14 protein-coding genes are annotated in these 15,073 nt (G+C 62.6%); 4 read left to right on the forward strand and 10 right to left on the reverse strand.

From position 1 onward, the window contains the following. Nucleotides 1–491: 491 nt before the first annotated feature. Nucleotides 492–1,091: a hypothetical protein gene (locus I41_RS18815; RefSeq protein WP_145434475.1), complete on the reverse strand. Its 600-nt coding sequence runs from the start codon at nt 1,089–1,091 to the stop codon at nt 492–494. Nucleotides 1,092–1,354: 263 nt separating this feature from the next. On the opposite strand from I41_RS18815, the gene I41_RS18820 reads away from it, so the two are divergent. Then, entirely contained in the window at nt 1,355–1,636 is a 282-nt protein-coding gene (locus I41_RS18820) for a hypothetical protein (RefSeq protein WP_145434476.1), read from the forward strand. Nucleotides 1,637–2,588: 952 nt separating this feature from the next. After that, nucleotides 2,589–2,975, forward strand: a complete 387-nt coding sequence (locus tag I41_RS18825; protein WP_168207011.1) for a DUF4405 domain-containing protein — start codon at nt 2,589–2,591, stop codon at nt 2,973–2,975. On the opposite strand, the gene I41_RS18830 is transcribed toward I41_RS18825, so the two are convergent. The 8 genes from I41_RS18830 to I41_RS18865 all read right to left on the reverse strand — a co-directional run bounded on the left by I41_RS18830 (nt 2,972) and on the right by I41_RS18865 (nt 10,722). Further along, a complete protein-coding gene (locus tag I41_RS18830) occupies nt 2,972–3,721 on the reverse strand; it encodes a sulfite exporter TauE/SafE family protein (protein ID WP_145434478.1) in 750 nt (249 codons plus the stop codon). The genes I41_RS18825 and I41_RS18830 overlap by 4 nt on opposite strands. Then, nucleotides 3,718–6,024, reverse strand: coding sequence for a heavy metal translocating P-type ATPase (locus tag I41_RS18835; RefSeq protein ID WP_145434479.1), 2,307 nt, complete (start codon nt 6,022–6,024; stop codon nt 3,718–3,720). The genes I41_RS18830 and I41_RS18835 overlap by 4 nt, the downstream gene beginning before the upstream one ends. After that, nucleotides 6,021–6,227 carry a hypothetical protein gene (locus tag I41_RS18840; protein ID WP_145434480.1) on the reverse strand — a complete coding sequence of 69 codons (207 nt, stop codon included), beginning with the start codon at nt 6,225–6,227 and terminating at the stop codon, nt 6,021–6,023. The genes I41_RS18835 and I41_RS18840 overlap by 4 nt, the downstream gene beginning before the upstream one ends. 11 nt (nt 6,228–6,238) lie before the next feature. After that, entirely contained in the window at nt 6,239–6,565 is a 327-nt protein-coding gene (locus tag I41_RS18845) for a hypothetical protein (RefSeq protein WP_145434481.1), read from the reverse strand. A 39-nt stretch (nt 6,566–6,604) separates the two neighbouring features. Beyond that, complete coding sequence (locus tag I41_RS18850) at nt 6,605–7,426, reverse strand: cbb3-type cytochrome c oxidase subunit II (protein WP_145434482.1); 822 nt, start codon at nt 7,424–7,426, stop codon at nt 6,605–6,607. Between the two features lie 41 nt (nt 7,427–7,467). Further along, nucleotides 7,468–8,910, reverse strand: coding sequence for a cbb3-type cytochrome c oxidase subunit I (locus I41_RS18855; RefSeq protein WP_145434483.1), 1,443 nt, complete (start codon nt 8,908–8,910; stop codon nt 7,468–7,470). A gap of 2 nt (nt 8,911–8,912) precedes the next feature. Then, complete coding sequence (locus I41_RS18860; RefSeq protein ID WP_145434484.1) at nt 8,913–9,542, reverse strand: hypothetical protein; 630 nt, start codon at nt 9,540–9,542, stop codon at nt 8,913–8,915. Between the two features lie 112 nt (nt 9,543–9,654). Continuing rightward, nucleotides 9,655–10,722: a c-type cytochrome gene (locus I41_RS18865; protein ID WP_168207012.1), complete on the reverse strand. Its 1,068-nt coding sequence runs from the start codon at nt 10,720–10,722 to the stop codon at nt 9,655–9,657. A 459-nt stretch (nt 10,723–11,181) separates the two neighbouring features. Here I41_RS18865 and I41_RS18870 point away from each other — a divergent pair, with 459 nt between their 5' ends. Both I41_RS18870 and I41_RS18875 read left to right on the forward strand, forming a co-directional pair. Continuing rightward, nucleotides 11,182–12,570 carry a neutral/alkaline non-lysosomal ceramidase N-terminal domain-containing protein gene (locus I41_RS18870; RefSeq protein ID WP_145434486.1) on the forward strand — a complete coding sequence of 463 codons (1,389 nt, stop codon included), beginning with the start codon at nt 11,182–11,184 and terminating at the stop codon, nt 12,568–12,570. A 115-nt stretch (nt 12,571–12,685) separates the two neighbouring features. Further along, nucleotides 12,686–13,777, forward strand: coding sequence for a sugar kinase (locus I41_RS18875; RefSeq protein ID WP_246133703.1), 1,092 nt, complete (start codon nt 12,686–12,688; stop codon nt 13,775–13,777). A gap of 80 nt (nt 13,778–13,857) precedes the next feature. Here the strand turns inward: I41_RS18875 and I41_RS18880 are convergent, their stop codons facing one another. Next, on the reverse strand, nt 13,858–15,048 hold the full coding sequence (locus I41_RS18880) for a zinc-dependent alcohol dehydrogenase (RefSeq protein WP_145434487.1): 1,191 nt from the start codon (nt 15,046–15,048) through the stop codon (nt 13,858–13,860). Nucleotides 15,049–15,073: the final 25 nt, after the last annotated feature.

A 15,073-nucleotide genomic window follows, 5' to 3' on the forward strand; every position in this document is an offset into this window, starting at 1 on the left:
GCAGCATCGAGAAATCGTTGCGCAAACTGATCAAGCTGCGCGTAGTGCGACCGACGGAAAAGCGGTTCGACTACCTTCCGCCGTCAGGCGGAGCGTTGCCTGCGGCTGGCGCACGGGCTGGAGAATGCCAAGGCATGCGAAGCGAAGTTGCGGGCGGTTGATACCTATGCGCGCGGGGCTGCCCCTGGCGAGGCGAGGTCCGCTGCGACGAGCGGAATGCCGCCGACGCCTTCGGCGACGACCTAACGGGTCGCCGCCCCTCTCGCACCGCAGTTCTTTGACAATTTGGGAGTTGTATCGACGCGCCCCGCCGTCTGCGGCCACGGCGGGGCGCGAAGGGAGGAAGGACGCGCGCCCTTCGAGCTTGATCACCTGCTCGATGGCCACGCGTGCGCCGCTGATAGCTAAACGAAGTCACCCTGCGCGAAAAAACGCCTCCGCCCCGCGGCTGCCAGCGCCAGGCGTCTGGCGCTGGCAGCCCGCCGCGCAGCTTACGCGCCGCAGGGCGCATTCTCGCCGAGGAACGTCGTCCAGCTGTTGTACAGCTCGCGGCGCAGCTGACTGACGCGTCCGGCGGTGAGCTGACAAAGCGCGGCGACGACGCTGGTGCGCTCCCCCTGGGCCAGGGCGTGGACGACCCGTTGGTCGCGCACTGGCAGCGAGGCGAACCACTGGCCGAAGTCGATCCGCAGCGCCGCCAGCTCGGCGGGCGTGGCCCGGCGACAGTCGCACAGCTCGGCGGCCACGTCGATCGATTCGGTGCGCCGGCCGCGCAAGCGCCACTTGCGGGAGCCGACGTCGGCCGCATTGTCCCGGCTCCCCAAGAGCCGACCCGCTCGATAGCGACGCACGGCGAACCGGGCCAGGGTCGTAGGGTAAGCGCGACCGCCGCGTCCCGACGCCGCCAGCCGCGCGTAGTCGACGGCCGCGGCGGCCAAAGTGGTCTGCACGGCTTCGTCTCGTTCTTCGGGCGCAAGCTTTCGAAAGGCGACTCGGGCGTACCGCTCGATCGTCGGCGCCATCTCGATGAACGCGGCTTGCCACGCCAGCGTGGCGGGGAGGCTCTCCGTTGTTTCTGCCGCAAAAGTCATGGCAGCTTCCTTCTCTGCTGGGACCGCCGCGGGAGGCGCGGCGGTCGGGTGAATAAGACGTGAACCGCGCGCGCCGCGCGGCCGAAGCATCGCGAGGCGGCGCCGGTTGGCCGGCTGGCCAGCGGGGCCGCTTTGGCTCGCGCGGCGCGAGCTAGCAGGCCCAGTGATTTGTGGCGCGAAACGGTGATCGATTTAGTGTGCTGCGCGCTTCACCGGACCGGCGACGTGGTCTGACCGCGACGAAAGTCGTCGCCGAGTGCCGCATGGCGTTGCCGAACGAGCCCGTAGGAGCTGCGGGGCAGGGGGGCTCCGGCCGTTGGGGGGCGACGAGCCGCTCCGGGTCAGCGCCTGGCCGAGAGTTCGTTACGGCCAGCGTCGACCAGCCGCAGCTTGGGCCGACCGTCAAGCGAGCAGAGCACGACCGGCGCTTGGGGAAGATGCTCGACGATCAGCCGGATCCCATCGGCGTCATGGACGCCGATGACGAGAGCGTGCTCGACGGCGTCTTGGAGTCGCTGCCAGGAGCACCCGTCCAAGAGTCGTAAGACGCGGATGAACTCGCGCGTCCCCAACCCGCCCGGCTCTGTCTCAACGAGCCGGCGGAGAAACATCCACTAACCCTGACTCTCTCATGACAGCTGGTACATGATTCGGGGAAGGCCGTCGTCGCCTTACATACCAACCTCGTGTAACGGCTGATTGAATGGGAACGGCTAGCACCTTCCGCGATCAAAGACGTCAGGGGTGCAGCGCGGGGGCGCTCGGCGACGCCGACGGCGCGCTGCCGTAAGGCGTCGATCAGCTCGGCCCGGAGCAACTGCCGCTTTTCAAGGTGATCCGTCAGCGAAACGCTGCCGTGAATCGACCAGTCCGAGACAGTCGCGACAATCTCGCGTTCGTTCACCAGGCCCGCCTGCCAAAGTTCGGCCGCGATCGCGATGTCTTCTTCCTGTCGCGCGAAGCTCACTTCTGGCTCGAAAATCGGCGTCGAGGCAAATTGGCTCGCGCGCGCTCCGGGAGCGGCACGGCTTCCAGCGTCTTCGGGCACTTGGCACAATCTTGTAGAAGTCCTTCGTCGGCAACGATCGCAAACTCTAGTCTAGTTGCGTGGTATGGTCATCAATAGATTGGTGCACCGAGATCATGATTGAACTTCAGCTTGAATCGTGTTCCAGCTAGGAGAGCCGGGAAAACGCAGACGACAATGGCGCATCGAGCTGTGAGCGTCTAATGGGACGAGCCGACGCGTGACGGAGACCGCGAAATTCACCTGCCTGCGAAGGTCCCGGCCGTGAAGGCGCCGACGATGAGACTGGCCGAGTTGTACCGCGAGCGTCAGGCCGGTTGAGACTCCCATCTCACATCGAGCAAAGATGGGGCGCTGGCCAGTCAGAGGCATACCGACATTGTGATCCGCGCGGCCCGGTCGTATCGTAGTTCCTTCATCGGGCTATGATGTTAGTTCTAATCACTCCCCTCGCACGTTCACCTTGCACGATGACCAAGACAGACGTCAATTACTGGCTCGATGGGCTTCTTCTAGTGCTCTTTTGCTTGCTCTGTTGGGTCTCCGTCGTCGTTCGTTTTGTCTTTCCGCCGGGGCCCGAGGCCCTCGGGTGGCGCCTGTGGGGCTGGGACTACGACCAGTGGGCGAGTCTGCAGTTTGTGTTACTTTGCATTTTGGCGTCGGCGATCGTACTGCATGTGATGCTCCACTGGAGTTGGGTCTGCGGCGTGACGGCGAACAAATTTGGGAAACGCGCAGCGGCGACGCGTGATAACGCGAGTCGCACGATCTGGGGCGTGGGACTGCTGATCGTCATCTTCAACGCCTTGGGGCTTGCCGTCGCAGTAGCCGCATTAACGGTCGAGTCGCCGCTCTAACGGGCGGGCGACGGCGCGGCCGCGGGCGAGGGGGAATCAGCGGCGGCGCAGAAGGGGCAGGGGGCCGTGGACTGGCCCGCCGCTGGTCGGAGTTGGCCGGCGCCGCGAGCAATCGTCACGATCCCGGCGAACACCACGCACCACGCCGCCAGCCGTAGGACGCGCGCTCGCGTTGAGGTCGAAAGCAGCGTGCCGCCGGCGCCGACAAGCATCATCAGCGGAGCCGTTCCTAAGCCGAAAAAGATCATCGTGAGCGCTCCGAGCGCGACGTTGCCGGTGCTCCCGGCCTTGAGGAGGAACGCGTAAACCAAACCGCAGGGAATAAATCCCGTGGCGACTCCGGCCAGAAACAGGCTGAGGCGGTCGGGCGCCGTGGTCAGCGTCTTAATCGCTTGCGCGGCGTGGCAGGGTGCGTTTCGCAAGAAGCCGAGTTTCAACCTCGGCAGCATCCCCGCCGAGGCGAGGCCCACTGCCACCAGCAGGACGCCGGCGACGATCGCTAGCCACGCCTGGGCTGCGACGAAGGTGCGGGCCTGGTGAGAAAGCCAGGCGCTGGCGAACGCTGCCGCGGCGCCGAAACAGCCGTACGTGCAGATTCGTCCGCAGCTGTAGATCGCCTGTCGACCGACGTTTGCCGTCAGCCGCCCAGCGCCGGCGCCAACCATCAGCGCTAACGGCCCGCACATGCCGACGCAGTGAGCCGAACCTAACAATCCGCCAATCAACACGAGAGGGAGATCGATCATTGCGACGCTCCGGCGAGCGTCGTCGTCGTCAAGGGAACGTCATGACTGGATTCAACCGTGCGCGCAACGTCATCTGAATCCGTAGAGCTGCTGATGCGATGTTTTTCAGCGTCCCGCGTTTCACTAGGTGGAGCGTCCGAGACTTCATCGGCCGCGGCATGGTCGACTACTGAACGACCGAAGTGCGCCAGTCGAAGAGAGTTGCCGATCACCATCACGCTGCTGACGCCCATGGCGGCGGCGGCCCAGATTGGATTCAGTCGACCGGTCGCTGCCAGAACGATGCCGCCAATATTATACGCAAACGCCCAAAACAAATTCTGTCGCACGATGCGCAGCGTGAAGCGCGCCAGCTCCACCGACCACGGAAGCCGATCCAATCGATCGCTGAGCAGGCAGACGCCGGCGGCATCGCGAGATAGATCGGCGCCGCACCCCATCGCGACGCCGACTTCCGCGCGAGCGAGCGCGGGGGCGTCGTTCACGCCGTCGCCAACCATGGCGACGCGTCGACCTCGCCGACCGACGCTGGTCGCCTTCTCCTCGGGCAATTGCTCGGCCAGCGTTGCGACGCCAAGTTCGCGGGCGATTGTCGTCGCCCGCGTCCGGCGATCGCCGGTGAGTATCTCGACTTCTAAACCAAGGTCGCGACATCGCGCCAGCGTCAGCGCGGCGTCGGGTCGCAATGTTTCTCGAAAGACAAAGACCCCGCGCACGACGCCGTTCCACGCGATGCACGCTAGCGGTGCGTCGCGGGCGTCCTCCGCGGCCAATTCGTCCGTCAATCCATCGGGAGGCGACTGCTGCTCTTCCAGCATCCAGCGCCAGCTTCCAAGTCGGGCCGCCCCTTGGCCGTCGTCGCCGTGGCCGACCATGCCGCGTCCCGCCAACGATCGAATGTTCGTCACGGCGAATGGGCTTGCGACACTCCGATTGGCCTGGGCGTACTCGACAATCGCCTGCGACAGGCCGTGGCGCGAGCCGCTCGACAATTGCGCGGCCACGGCGAGGACTTGCTCACGACTTTCTCCGGAGGCGACGACTAGCTTCTGAACTTCCGGCACGCCGAGCGTCAGCGTACCGGTCTTGTCAAAGCACACGGCGTCAATCTGGGCCAGTCGCTCGAGCACGTCGCCGCTCCGGAAGAAGACTTGCTCCTCAGCGGCGCGCCCCAGCGCGGTCCACACCGCCATCGGCGTCGCCAGTCCGAGCGCACAGGGGCAGGCGATCAAGACCACTGCCAAGCCGGCCATGATCCCACGGTCCACTCCTTGCTCGGCTCCGTGCCAGAATCCCACAGCGATGGCGAGCAAGCAAACGGCGGGCACGAACCAAAACGCCACTCGATCTGCCAATCGCTCGTGCGGCCCCTTAGCGCGTCGCGCCTCGCGAACAAGTTCGACCATGCGCGAGAGCATATCCGCGCCGGCAGGAGCCGTCGTCGCCACCCACAGGTCGCCGTCGATGTTCAGCACGCCGCTGTAAACCTGGTCGCCGACGCCCTTCACGACGGACCGACTCTCGCCGGTCACAATCTGTTCGTCGAGCGACGCGCGCCCCGCGATGATGCGGCCGTCGATGGGCATTCGTTCGCCCGGGAGGACCCGAACGACGTCACCGGCGCGAATGTCGCTGCGCGGGACTAGAATGGTCGCATCGCCCGCGCTTGGCAGGTCAGTCGCGACGGCGGCGCGGCGTACCAATTCTGGCAGCAGCCGCGCCAGCGTATCTAGCGCGGCCCCCGTGCGATGCTTGCCGCGGGCCTCGAGCCAGCGCCCGATCGACACGAAGACCAGGACGACGCACCCCACCTCAAAGTAAACGGCCCCGGATCCGCGCAGCACGGAGGCGATTGAATAGAGGTACGAAGCAACGACGCCAAGCAAAATCAGCAGATCGGTCGTAATTTGTCGGCGGCGTAGCGATTCCCAGACGCTCTCGGCGAGCGGGCCGCCCAGGAGCAGGAGCACTGGCGCCGAAAAAAGCAGCGACGCCCACTGGAAGAGACCTCGTAAGTGAACTGCAAAGGGCGACTGATAGGAAGCGTCGGCATAGACGTCCTGGCTCCACAACTCCATCGTGAAGACCACGACGTTCATTGTGAAAAAGATCGCCAACCCGATCCGCAGCAGCAGGCGGCGGGCGGCTCCCTCAGCGGCAGGCGCTTCGGCGACGGCGGCGACGACCCGACAGCCGCTGCAGCAGTACTCAGGCGCTGCGGAGCTGCCCCGCCGCCCGCCGAACGCCGGCTTCAGCGGCAGTCCGCAGTAGGCGCAGTAGTCGGCTTGAACGTCGATGCTCACGGCGGGTTGCTGATCTCCACCTGTAGAGCCGGGAAGAGGTAGCGGATGACGTAAGCCACCGCAAAGATCCAGAACAGAAGCCAAATGAACCGCACATACCACGGAATGCGGTCGGTGACGTAGGTATGAAAACGCCCTTCGCGCGTCGCGTCAGTTTCGGGCGCCGAAGCGTCGACGGGCGACGCCGGAGGTTGTTCAAGCATCGCGATCTTCCTTATTCCATCACCGACTTGCTGTATTGGGCGTCGTTCGTCGCGGCGTCAAGTTCCGCTTCCACCTCGAGCAGCGTGTACTTGGGTCCTTCGATGTCGTGAAACATGCCATGCAGCGCCGCCCAGCCAACGAGACAGAGAAAGCCGAAACTGGCGAGGAGGTAATTCACCACCGGCGCCACGGCGAATGCGGCGTCGGCCGGCCCATCCTTCTGGAGGGCAAGCGTCACGAGGGCATAGAATTTATGGCCAAAGCCCCACACGCCGCCGGCGAGAATCAAAGCGCCCATGGCATAGAGCCACAGGCGATTCACAGTTTCCTTTGTCATCTCGATGATCCCTGGAGTTGTCCGCAAGTTCGCGGCGGATTATTCAAGTGGGTTCTGCATTTGTTCATTTAGCGGCACGAAGCGCTCATAGTCGGGATATTCCTCAAGCCATGATCCGAGCCACTGGATGTACGCGATGATCGCGAGTCCACGCTTGTTGGGGGCGTCGGGCGATAGCGTCAACTCCTCGGCTAGCGCGGGATACTTCTTGCGGACGGCAGCGATCACTTGCGTCTGTTTGGACGCCAAGTCGTCGCCGAAATCTTCTTTCAACTTCGCTGCGAACGTCGGGTCCTGCTTCTCGAGACGGGTCATCAGCGCGGTGAAGCTAATGCCGTCGAAGAACCACGGGTATTTCGGCATCGGCGAGCCCTTGGAGACCTGCGGCGGATCGAAGAAATGAACCGCGTGCCAATCGTTTCCGCGGCGTCCCCCTTCGCGACTTAGGTCCGGCCCTACGCGTCGCGTGCCGAACATCACGGGCCGCTGGAGTTCGTTCTGATACTCGATCGACGACGCGACCTTGCCCCAGCGTTCGCTCTCATTCGAGACGGGGCGAACGAACTGGCTGTGGCAATGCCAGCAGCCCTCCGCGATGTAAACCTCCCGGCCGAGACGCAGCGCCTCGACGGCAGCCTTTTGGCCGGGCTCGCCGTAGTACTTTTTGAACGCCTCGGGGTAGCGAACATTGAGATCTTCCAGTTGATACTGCAAGTTCTCGTTCTTCTCGACGAGTTGCTGAACCGTCTGCTCCGGCATGTGGCGATAGAGCAGGATCGGTACGACCGCGTTGGAGAGAAAGGCGAATAGGAAAAAGCCCAACCCGCCGATCAACAGGACGCCCGCTTTGGTTTCAAACATCGAACGCTCTTAGTGAATTCAGGTGAATGTGCAGACCGAATTTAGGCTCCGGCGACGCGACCGCCCGCCGGATACGTTACCTGTGGCGCGGGCCGCGCGGCCGAGCGCCGCGACATTCGCCAAGTCATGAAAATGTTGTAGAAGAACGCCAACTGTCCGGCGATGATCACCAGGCCGGCGAATAGGCGGATGATCCAAAAGGGCTGCGAGCCCGCAACTGATTCGTCCCAAGGTCGCAGCGAGGCCCAGTAGTAGCCTTGAAACATGCCGGCCAGGCCCAAGTCGATGAACATCACGATGATGCCGCCGATGCTCAGCCAATAGTGCCACTCGCAAAGCCGCCGGCTGTACCACGGAGTCCGGAACAGCCGCGGGAAGAGATAGGTCATCATGCCGAAGAACCAGATGCTGAAGACCCCGAACATCACCAAGTGGGCGTGTCCGACGACCCAATCGGTAAAGTGAATCAGCTTCTGAAACGTAAGCGTCACCTGCATCGCGCACTGCGCGCAGGTGACAAAGTAGAGAACCATTCCCGTATAAAACCAGCGAATCGGCAGATTGGTAATCAGCGCGCGAGTCGAACCCCAAATCGTCGCGAAGAAGTTGATGATGACGGTGGTCACCACCAGTTCTACCGCGATCGTCGCGATCACGGCGCCGTACTGCAGGAACATGGGAATCGGCGTATAGAGAAAGTGGTGGATGCCGTTCAGCGGATAGAAGAACGCGAGCCCCCAGAAGCCGACCAGCGACAGACCGTGGCTCCAAATCGGCTTCTTCAGCAAGATCGGGACGAAGTAATACATTAGCCCCCATGCCAGGGGCGTCACGAACAAGCCAACGAGGTCGTGAATGAAGAGACCCGCAATGGCGCCGCCGCTGGTACCCGGGATGAAGTACTGCGGCATGATGTTCCCCATCGCGTAGGTGAGGAAGGTCCATACGAAGGCCGCCATGAAGTACCAGAGCGTGACGTACAGCGGCCCCTTCGTCTTCGCGATAGGAATCATGAAGTTCACCGCCACGAGCGCCAGGCCCGCAAGCGCGAGCGGATCGATCCACGTCGGCGTCTCGCCCCATTCAACCCCTTGGGCCTGTCCCATCATGATCCCGACGGCGGTCGACAACACCACTACCTGCCAGGCGACGAAGATGAAGTAGGACAGGGCGCGGCTGCCGACTGGCTTCAGCGTTAGCCGCGGCACCGCCCAGTGAAGGGCGCCCAAGAAAGCATTGGCGATGAAGCCATAGGCGATGGCGTTCGTGTGGATCATGCGCCAGCGTCCGGGAGACAAGTACTCGCTCCCTTGCAGTGGGTTCCACTCCACCAGTTGCAGCGCCATCAGCAAGCCGCCGGCCAGCGAAATTGCCAGATACCCGAGCGCGGCGACGAAGTACCAGAGGACTAGCCGTTCTTCGACGAGCTTTCCTTCGGCGATGGCGGCGACTGCTTCAGACTCAGACGACGAATGTTCGCTCATTGCTATTCCGCCACCCGCTTGTAGGGGGTGAATTCTCCCAGGGGATAGACCAGCACCATCGTCCAGGCAAACACGAGGTGCGTTGCCGCGGCGACCCACCAGGGGACGCGATTGACGATCAAATTCTCAGGCGACATGTTGACGACGGCGGGCTGCAGCCACGACAAGATGAAGTAGAAATTAATGATCCAGATAAGCAGGGCGACCGCCGAGGCAATCACAAACTTGACCATCAGCGACCTGCCGGCTCCCCAGCGGGTAAGCGCCAAGTAAACCGGGATGCCCATCAGCATGCCTGTTAGCAAGTACAGACAACAGCCGATGGCAAGCATCAAACCGTTTTGTTCCGGCGGCAGATCAAACGCCTTGTCGCCCAGCGGAAACGTCAGATAGGTGCGAATGAGCTCCAGCGGATGCCTCCCCGTAAGCGAAGCGCCGACAATGTTAAACACCAGGCTTGCCAGGGCTCCGAAGATGCCCAACATGAACCCAGTCGTGGCATAGTAACCGGTGTAATATCCCTGCGGCCGGAACGACCGTTGAGCTGCCTCCGCACCGATCTGCTCTTCGAGAAGTTCGACGCGAGCCTGCAGCGTGGCGAGCTCCGCCAGTTTTTGTTCGTCGTGTGTCAAAACAGGTACTCGCTATCCTTGGTCGACAGGAGCGGCTCGATCGAAAACGCGTAGAGAAATTTGCGAACCGACGACTTCATCACCTCATCAACGCCATTCGCCAGGAGTTTCTTTAGGAACTAGGCGGGGCTTCAGCTTCCGCTTTGTCCTCTGGCGGCGCGTCGCCGTCAGGAGCGGCCGTTGCTTCGGGCGCGGCTGGCGCGTCGGAGCTCGGTTGGGCGTCGGCGTTCGATTCCGCCGGCGGCGTCGCGGCCGGAACATTCGCCGCGGGCGGCAAACCGCGCCGACGGCGCTGCCCGGTATCCTTCACAAAATGGACCAGCTTCCAAATGTCGTCCGGGTTCTCTTGAAACTGAGTGGCAAACGCCGGCATCGGCGTGCCGATGATTCCGGCGTAAATGCGACGATAGACGTCGATTGGTCGGCCCCCGCCGCGCAACATCCCCGAGGTGAGGTCCGCAGCCGGGACTTTATCGCCCCAAATGTCGGCGCCAACGTCAACGCTGCCAATCGCGCCCCCGCGGCCATCGTTGCCGTGACAGCGACTGCAGGCGAATTTCAGGAATAACTCACGACCTTCAGCGACTGACTCGTCGGTCATCGGCGGCATGGGCGTCAACGGCATGACGATGCTGCCATCGGCCTCCTGCCAAGGGGTCAAGATTTCCGCGATCATGCCGTCAAGGTCCTCCGCGGCGGGCAATTCGCCGTCGTCATAGGCGACGCGCGCCAGGGTCTGCTCCAATTCGCCGCGCTGCGATAACGCAATCACATAGTCCGCCAGATCGGCAAGTTCGTCGTTCGACAACTGGGCAAAAGAAGGCATCGAGGTTCCCGACACGCCGCGTCGAATCGTTGCGATGAGATCCGCGCGGCGCGGTTTGCCGTTGGACGTCGACACGAACTTGAAGACGCCCCGCGTGTAATCTCGAGGACTCGGGCGTAGATAGGGAGCCAGAATTCCCTTACCGTCGCCGTTGACGCCGTGACACTGAACGCAATACTGCGCGAACAGCTGCGCTCCTCGCTGCAGTCGCTCCGAATCTGCCTCGCGATCTCCCAGCAATTTGGGAGAGGCGGGTTCGCCGCACCGTTCGCGCAAGATCTTCGCAATCTGCGACTGTAGCCCGCGATACTCCTTGAGTTCCTCCGGGTCGTCAATCCCGTCGGTCAGCGCCACGGTCTGCGGACTTGGAGTAAATTGCGCAGGAGTTGTCGGCCGGCAACCGGCGGCTGCGACGATACACCACAATACTACGCAAAGCTGCCTGCTTGCCGTCACCAGTTGACTCCACACGCGTTCGTGGCTTGCAAAGAAAAAGCTGGCGGCAGCTGTAAGCAAAAGCCGCGCCGACGCATGCTGCGCGTAGGATCAAAGCGCCACCTGCATCAAAAGTCGATGTCGGCGCGAAATGTCGCGACGACAGCCAATGCCCGGTGCGCTCCTTCGGGATGCGCTGCGCGTCGCAATGATGCGCGCCAGCCATTAATTGTGAGGGGCGAAGAGGTTATAACGTGATGAGGCTGGGGCGACGCAGCCCGCATCCTGGCTGGCATACGCGTCTAGAGGCCGCCAGTTACGATTTGTTTCGAACGGCGGGCGCCCGATCGGCACGACAATTCCCAATTGAGTTCTTCCATGAGATTCGTAATACCGTCCGTCATTTTGTGCCAGGTTCCGCTCCTCGTCGCACTGCTGGGCGCCGTCAGCGTCACTGCCCGCGGCGCGGACGCAATCTACGAGGTTGGCGCGGCCAAGGTTGACATAACGCCTGGCTACCCGATTCGCCTGAACGGCTATGGCGGTCGCCGCGACGAATCGGAAGGGATCAGGCAGCGGATTTGGGCCAAGGCCATGGCGATCGGGTCAGGCCAGCAGCAGCCCGTCGTGCTGATGACGCTTGATAGCCTCGGGGTGCGCGAGTCGATGGTCGACGAGGTTGCGCGGCGGCTATTCGAGAAGACCGGCGTGGACCGTGCGCATCTTGTGGTAGCGTTTAGCCATTCGCACACGACGCCCAAGCTGACGAATGTCTGCGACACGATCTTCAGCTCGCCGATTCTGCCGCAGCATCAAGCCCATATCGATCAATACACCGCCGAAGTGACCGATGCATTGGAACAAGTGGCTCTCGAAGCCCTGGCCGATCGGCAGCCCTCGACCCTCTCCTGGGCGGTCGGCAAGGTGAATTTCGCCAAGAACCGCCGCACCGCCGGCGGGCCGGTCGATCACGATCTGCCGATGCTCGTCGCTAAGTCGGCCGATGACGGCCATGTGCGGGCCGTGTACGTAACCTACGCCTGCCACTGCGTCGCGCTTTCGGACAACAGAATCAGCGGCGACTGGGCCGGCTATGCCCAGGAAGCCATCGAACGAACCCATCCTGGAGCGATCGCGCTGACGTCCATCGGCTGCGGGTCGGACTCGAACCCGGCCTCCGGCGTCACTGGCGACAACTCGGCGGCCGCCGCCCACCAAGGCGCTCAGATCAGCGATGAAGTCGATCGGCTCCTCGCCGGTGCGCTCAAACCTGTGTCGGGACCCATCGTCGCGACGCTCACTCACATCGACATTCCACTCAATCCCGTGCCGTCGAAGGAGGAACTCGAGAAGCTTGCCGCGACCGGGGGACCAGCCGGGTACAACGCATCTTTCCAGTTGGCGAAGCTCGATCGCGGGGAAGAATTGCAAGCAAAGCTCGACTACCCAATCCAGACCTTTGCCTTCGGCGACTCGCTAGCCATGGTTTATCTCGCCGGCGAGGTTTGCGTCGACTACTCGTTGCGGCTGAAAGAGGAGCTCGATCGCGTTCGGATCTGGTTGCACGGATATTCGAACGACTTCTGTGCGTACATCCCGTCAGAACGGTTGCTGAAAGAGGGGGGCTACGGCGGCGGCGCCGAGGTGGTTTACTTCGCGCTCCCCAATACGATTGCGGCGGGCGTCGAGGAAAAGATTGTTGACCAAGTGCATGCCCAACTGCCGCCGCAGTTCGCCGAAAAACCCTCGGAAACAGGCGAACGCTAACCGGCCCGCCTGTGACGAGCCGCATCTCCGGTAGAGCTCGCAGCAAACGCTCGCCGTAATTGTCGCACCCATCGGCGTCATCGCCGGTCGTGCCTTACCGTCCTGGAGCCAACTCGTGTCGCTCAATCTCCTCGCCGCTGAAGAATGTCTCTACGATTGCATCGCGCTCGGCGAGGTGATGCTACGGCTTGACCCGGGCGAAGGACGGATTCGCCGCACGCGCTCCTTTCAGGCCTGGGAGGGGGGCGGCGAGTACAACGTCGCGCGCGGACTGCGCCGCTGCTTCGGGCTGCGCACGGCCATTGTCACGGCGCTGGTCGACAATGAAGTCGGCCGGCTCATTGAAGACTTGATGCTCCAGGGAGGCGTCGACCTGCGCTTTCTGCAATGGCAAGCGGACGACGGCATCGGCCGACGCGTACGCAACGGCTTAAACTTCACTGAGCGCGGATTCGGCGTTCGCGGCGCCCTGGGCGTCTCGGACCGGGGCCACTCCGCGGCGAGCCAGCTCAAGGCCGGCATGGTCGATTGGGATGCCATCTTCGGCGCGGCGAAGGCCCGCTGGTTTCACACTGGCGGCGTCTTCGCCGGGCTATCCGACGCGACCGCCGAGTTGGCAGTCGAAGCTTGCACCAAGGCTCACGAATACGGAGCCATCGTCTCTTACGATCTCAACTATCGCCCCAGCCTCTGGAAGGATCGCGGCGGCGTCGATCGGGCCCGTCAAGTCAATCGTCAGTTGGCGCCGCTCGTCGACGTGATGATCGGTAACGAAGAGGATTTCTCTGCCGGCCTCGGCGTCAGCACCGGCGGAGATTCCCAGCTGCTTGAGGTGGAAGGAGACTTCGCGCGCATGGTCGCGGCCGCTGTCGCTCAGTTCCCGAACTTCAAGCTCGTGGCAACGACGCTCCGCTCGGTTCAATCGGCTACGGTCAACGATTGGTCGGCGATCTGCTGGCATGATGGAGCGATCTACCGCTCGAAGACGTATGCGTCGCTCGAAATTTTTGACCGCGTCGGCGGGGGCGACAGCTTCGCGTCGGGACTTATCTTCGGCCTGCTCACTGGTCAACCGATCCCAACTTCCCTCAATCTGGGCGCCGCCCACGGCGCGCTGGCCATGACGACGCCCGGCGATAACTCGATGGCTTCGCTCAGCGAAGTGACCAAGTTGGCCGCCGGAGGCGATGCGCGCGTCGTTCGCTAAAGGATTTCCGCCGCGCTCGCCGTTGCCCCAAGCGATGGCTAGCGCAACAGGGCCAACGTCGCGACGGCGCGCCCCCCGTACTAAGCAGCCGGGTCAAGCACCACTTTGATGCACCCATCTTCTTTCGCGCGGAACATATCGTACGCCCGCGGAGCCTCGCTTAGCGGCAACCGATGAGTGACCACGAAACTGGGGTCGATGCGACCTTGCTTCACGTGTTCCAACAGTTCCGGGACAAAGCGGTGGACGTGCGTCTGCCCCGTCTTGATCGTCAGGCCCTTGTTCATGATGGCGCCCAGTGGAATCTTGTCGGCAAACCCGCCGTAGACTCCTGGTACCGAAAGGGTCCCGCCTTTGCGGCAACACATTGCCGCCTGACGGAACGCATGTGGGCGCTCGGTTTCCATGAACAGATTCGTCTTCACTTTGTCGTACAGCGATTCAATCGCCGTATACCCGTGCGCCTCCATACCGACGGCATCGATGCACGCATCGGGGCCGATGCCCCCGGTAAGATCCATCAGTCGGTCATAGACGTACTCGTCATGCATATCGATCGTGATGGCGCCGCCGTCGCGCGCCATTTGCATTCGTTCCGGCACCTTCTGCTCGTCGTCGATCGCAATGATTTGTCCCGCCCCCAGCAAGGCCGCGCTCCGAATCGTGAACTGCCCGACCGGACCGCACCCCCAGATTGCCACCGTATCGTCGGGCTTGATGTCGCATTGCCAAGCGGCCATGTACCCCGTCGGATAAATGTCCGTTAGAAACACCAGTTGCTCGTCGGTGAACTCCTGCGGCATTTTTTGCAAATTAAAATCCGCGAACGGAACGCGTAAAAATTCCGCTTGTCCGCCCGCATACCCGCCCGTCAGGTGGGAGTAGCCGAACACGCCCGCGGTCGCTTGGCCATGCATCGCTTCGCCAATCGATGATTTGGGGTTGGTATTGTCACAGCAACTGTACAATTGCCGGCGGCAGAAGAAGCATTCTCCGCAGCTAATCATGAACGGGACAACCACGCGATCGCCGACGCGGATCTTACTCTGGTCGACGCCGGGGCCAAGCTCCTCGACGATTCCCATGGGCTCATGACCGAGAATGTCGCCAGGCTTCATAAACGGAATAAATCCATCGACCAAGTGCAGGTCCGAACCGCAAATACAGGTCGAGGTGACGCGAATAATGGCGTCCCGCTGATTGAGAATTTTCGGTTGGGGAACTTCTTCCACGCTGACCTTGTAAGGCGCGCACCAGGTAAGGGCTTTCATGGGAAATCTTTAGGGGTAAGAGTTT

Source organism: Lacipirellula limnantheis (assembly GCF_007746075.1).
In the GTDB taxonomy this organism is placed as follows: domain Bacteria; phylum Planctomycetota; class Planctomycetia; order Pirellulales; family Lacipirellulaceae; genus Lacipirellula; species Lacipirellula limnantheis.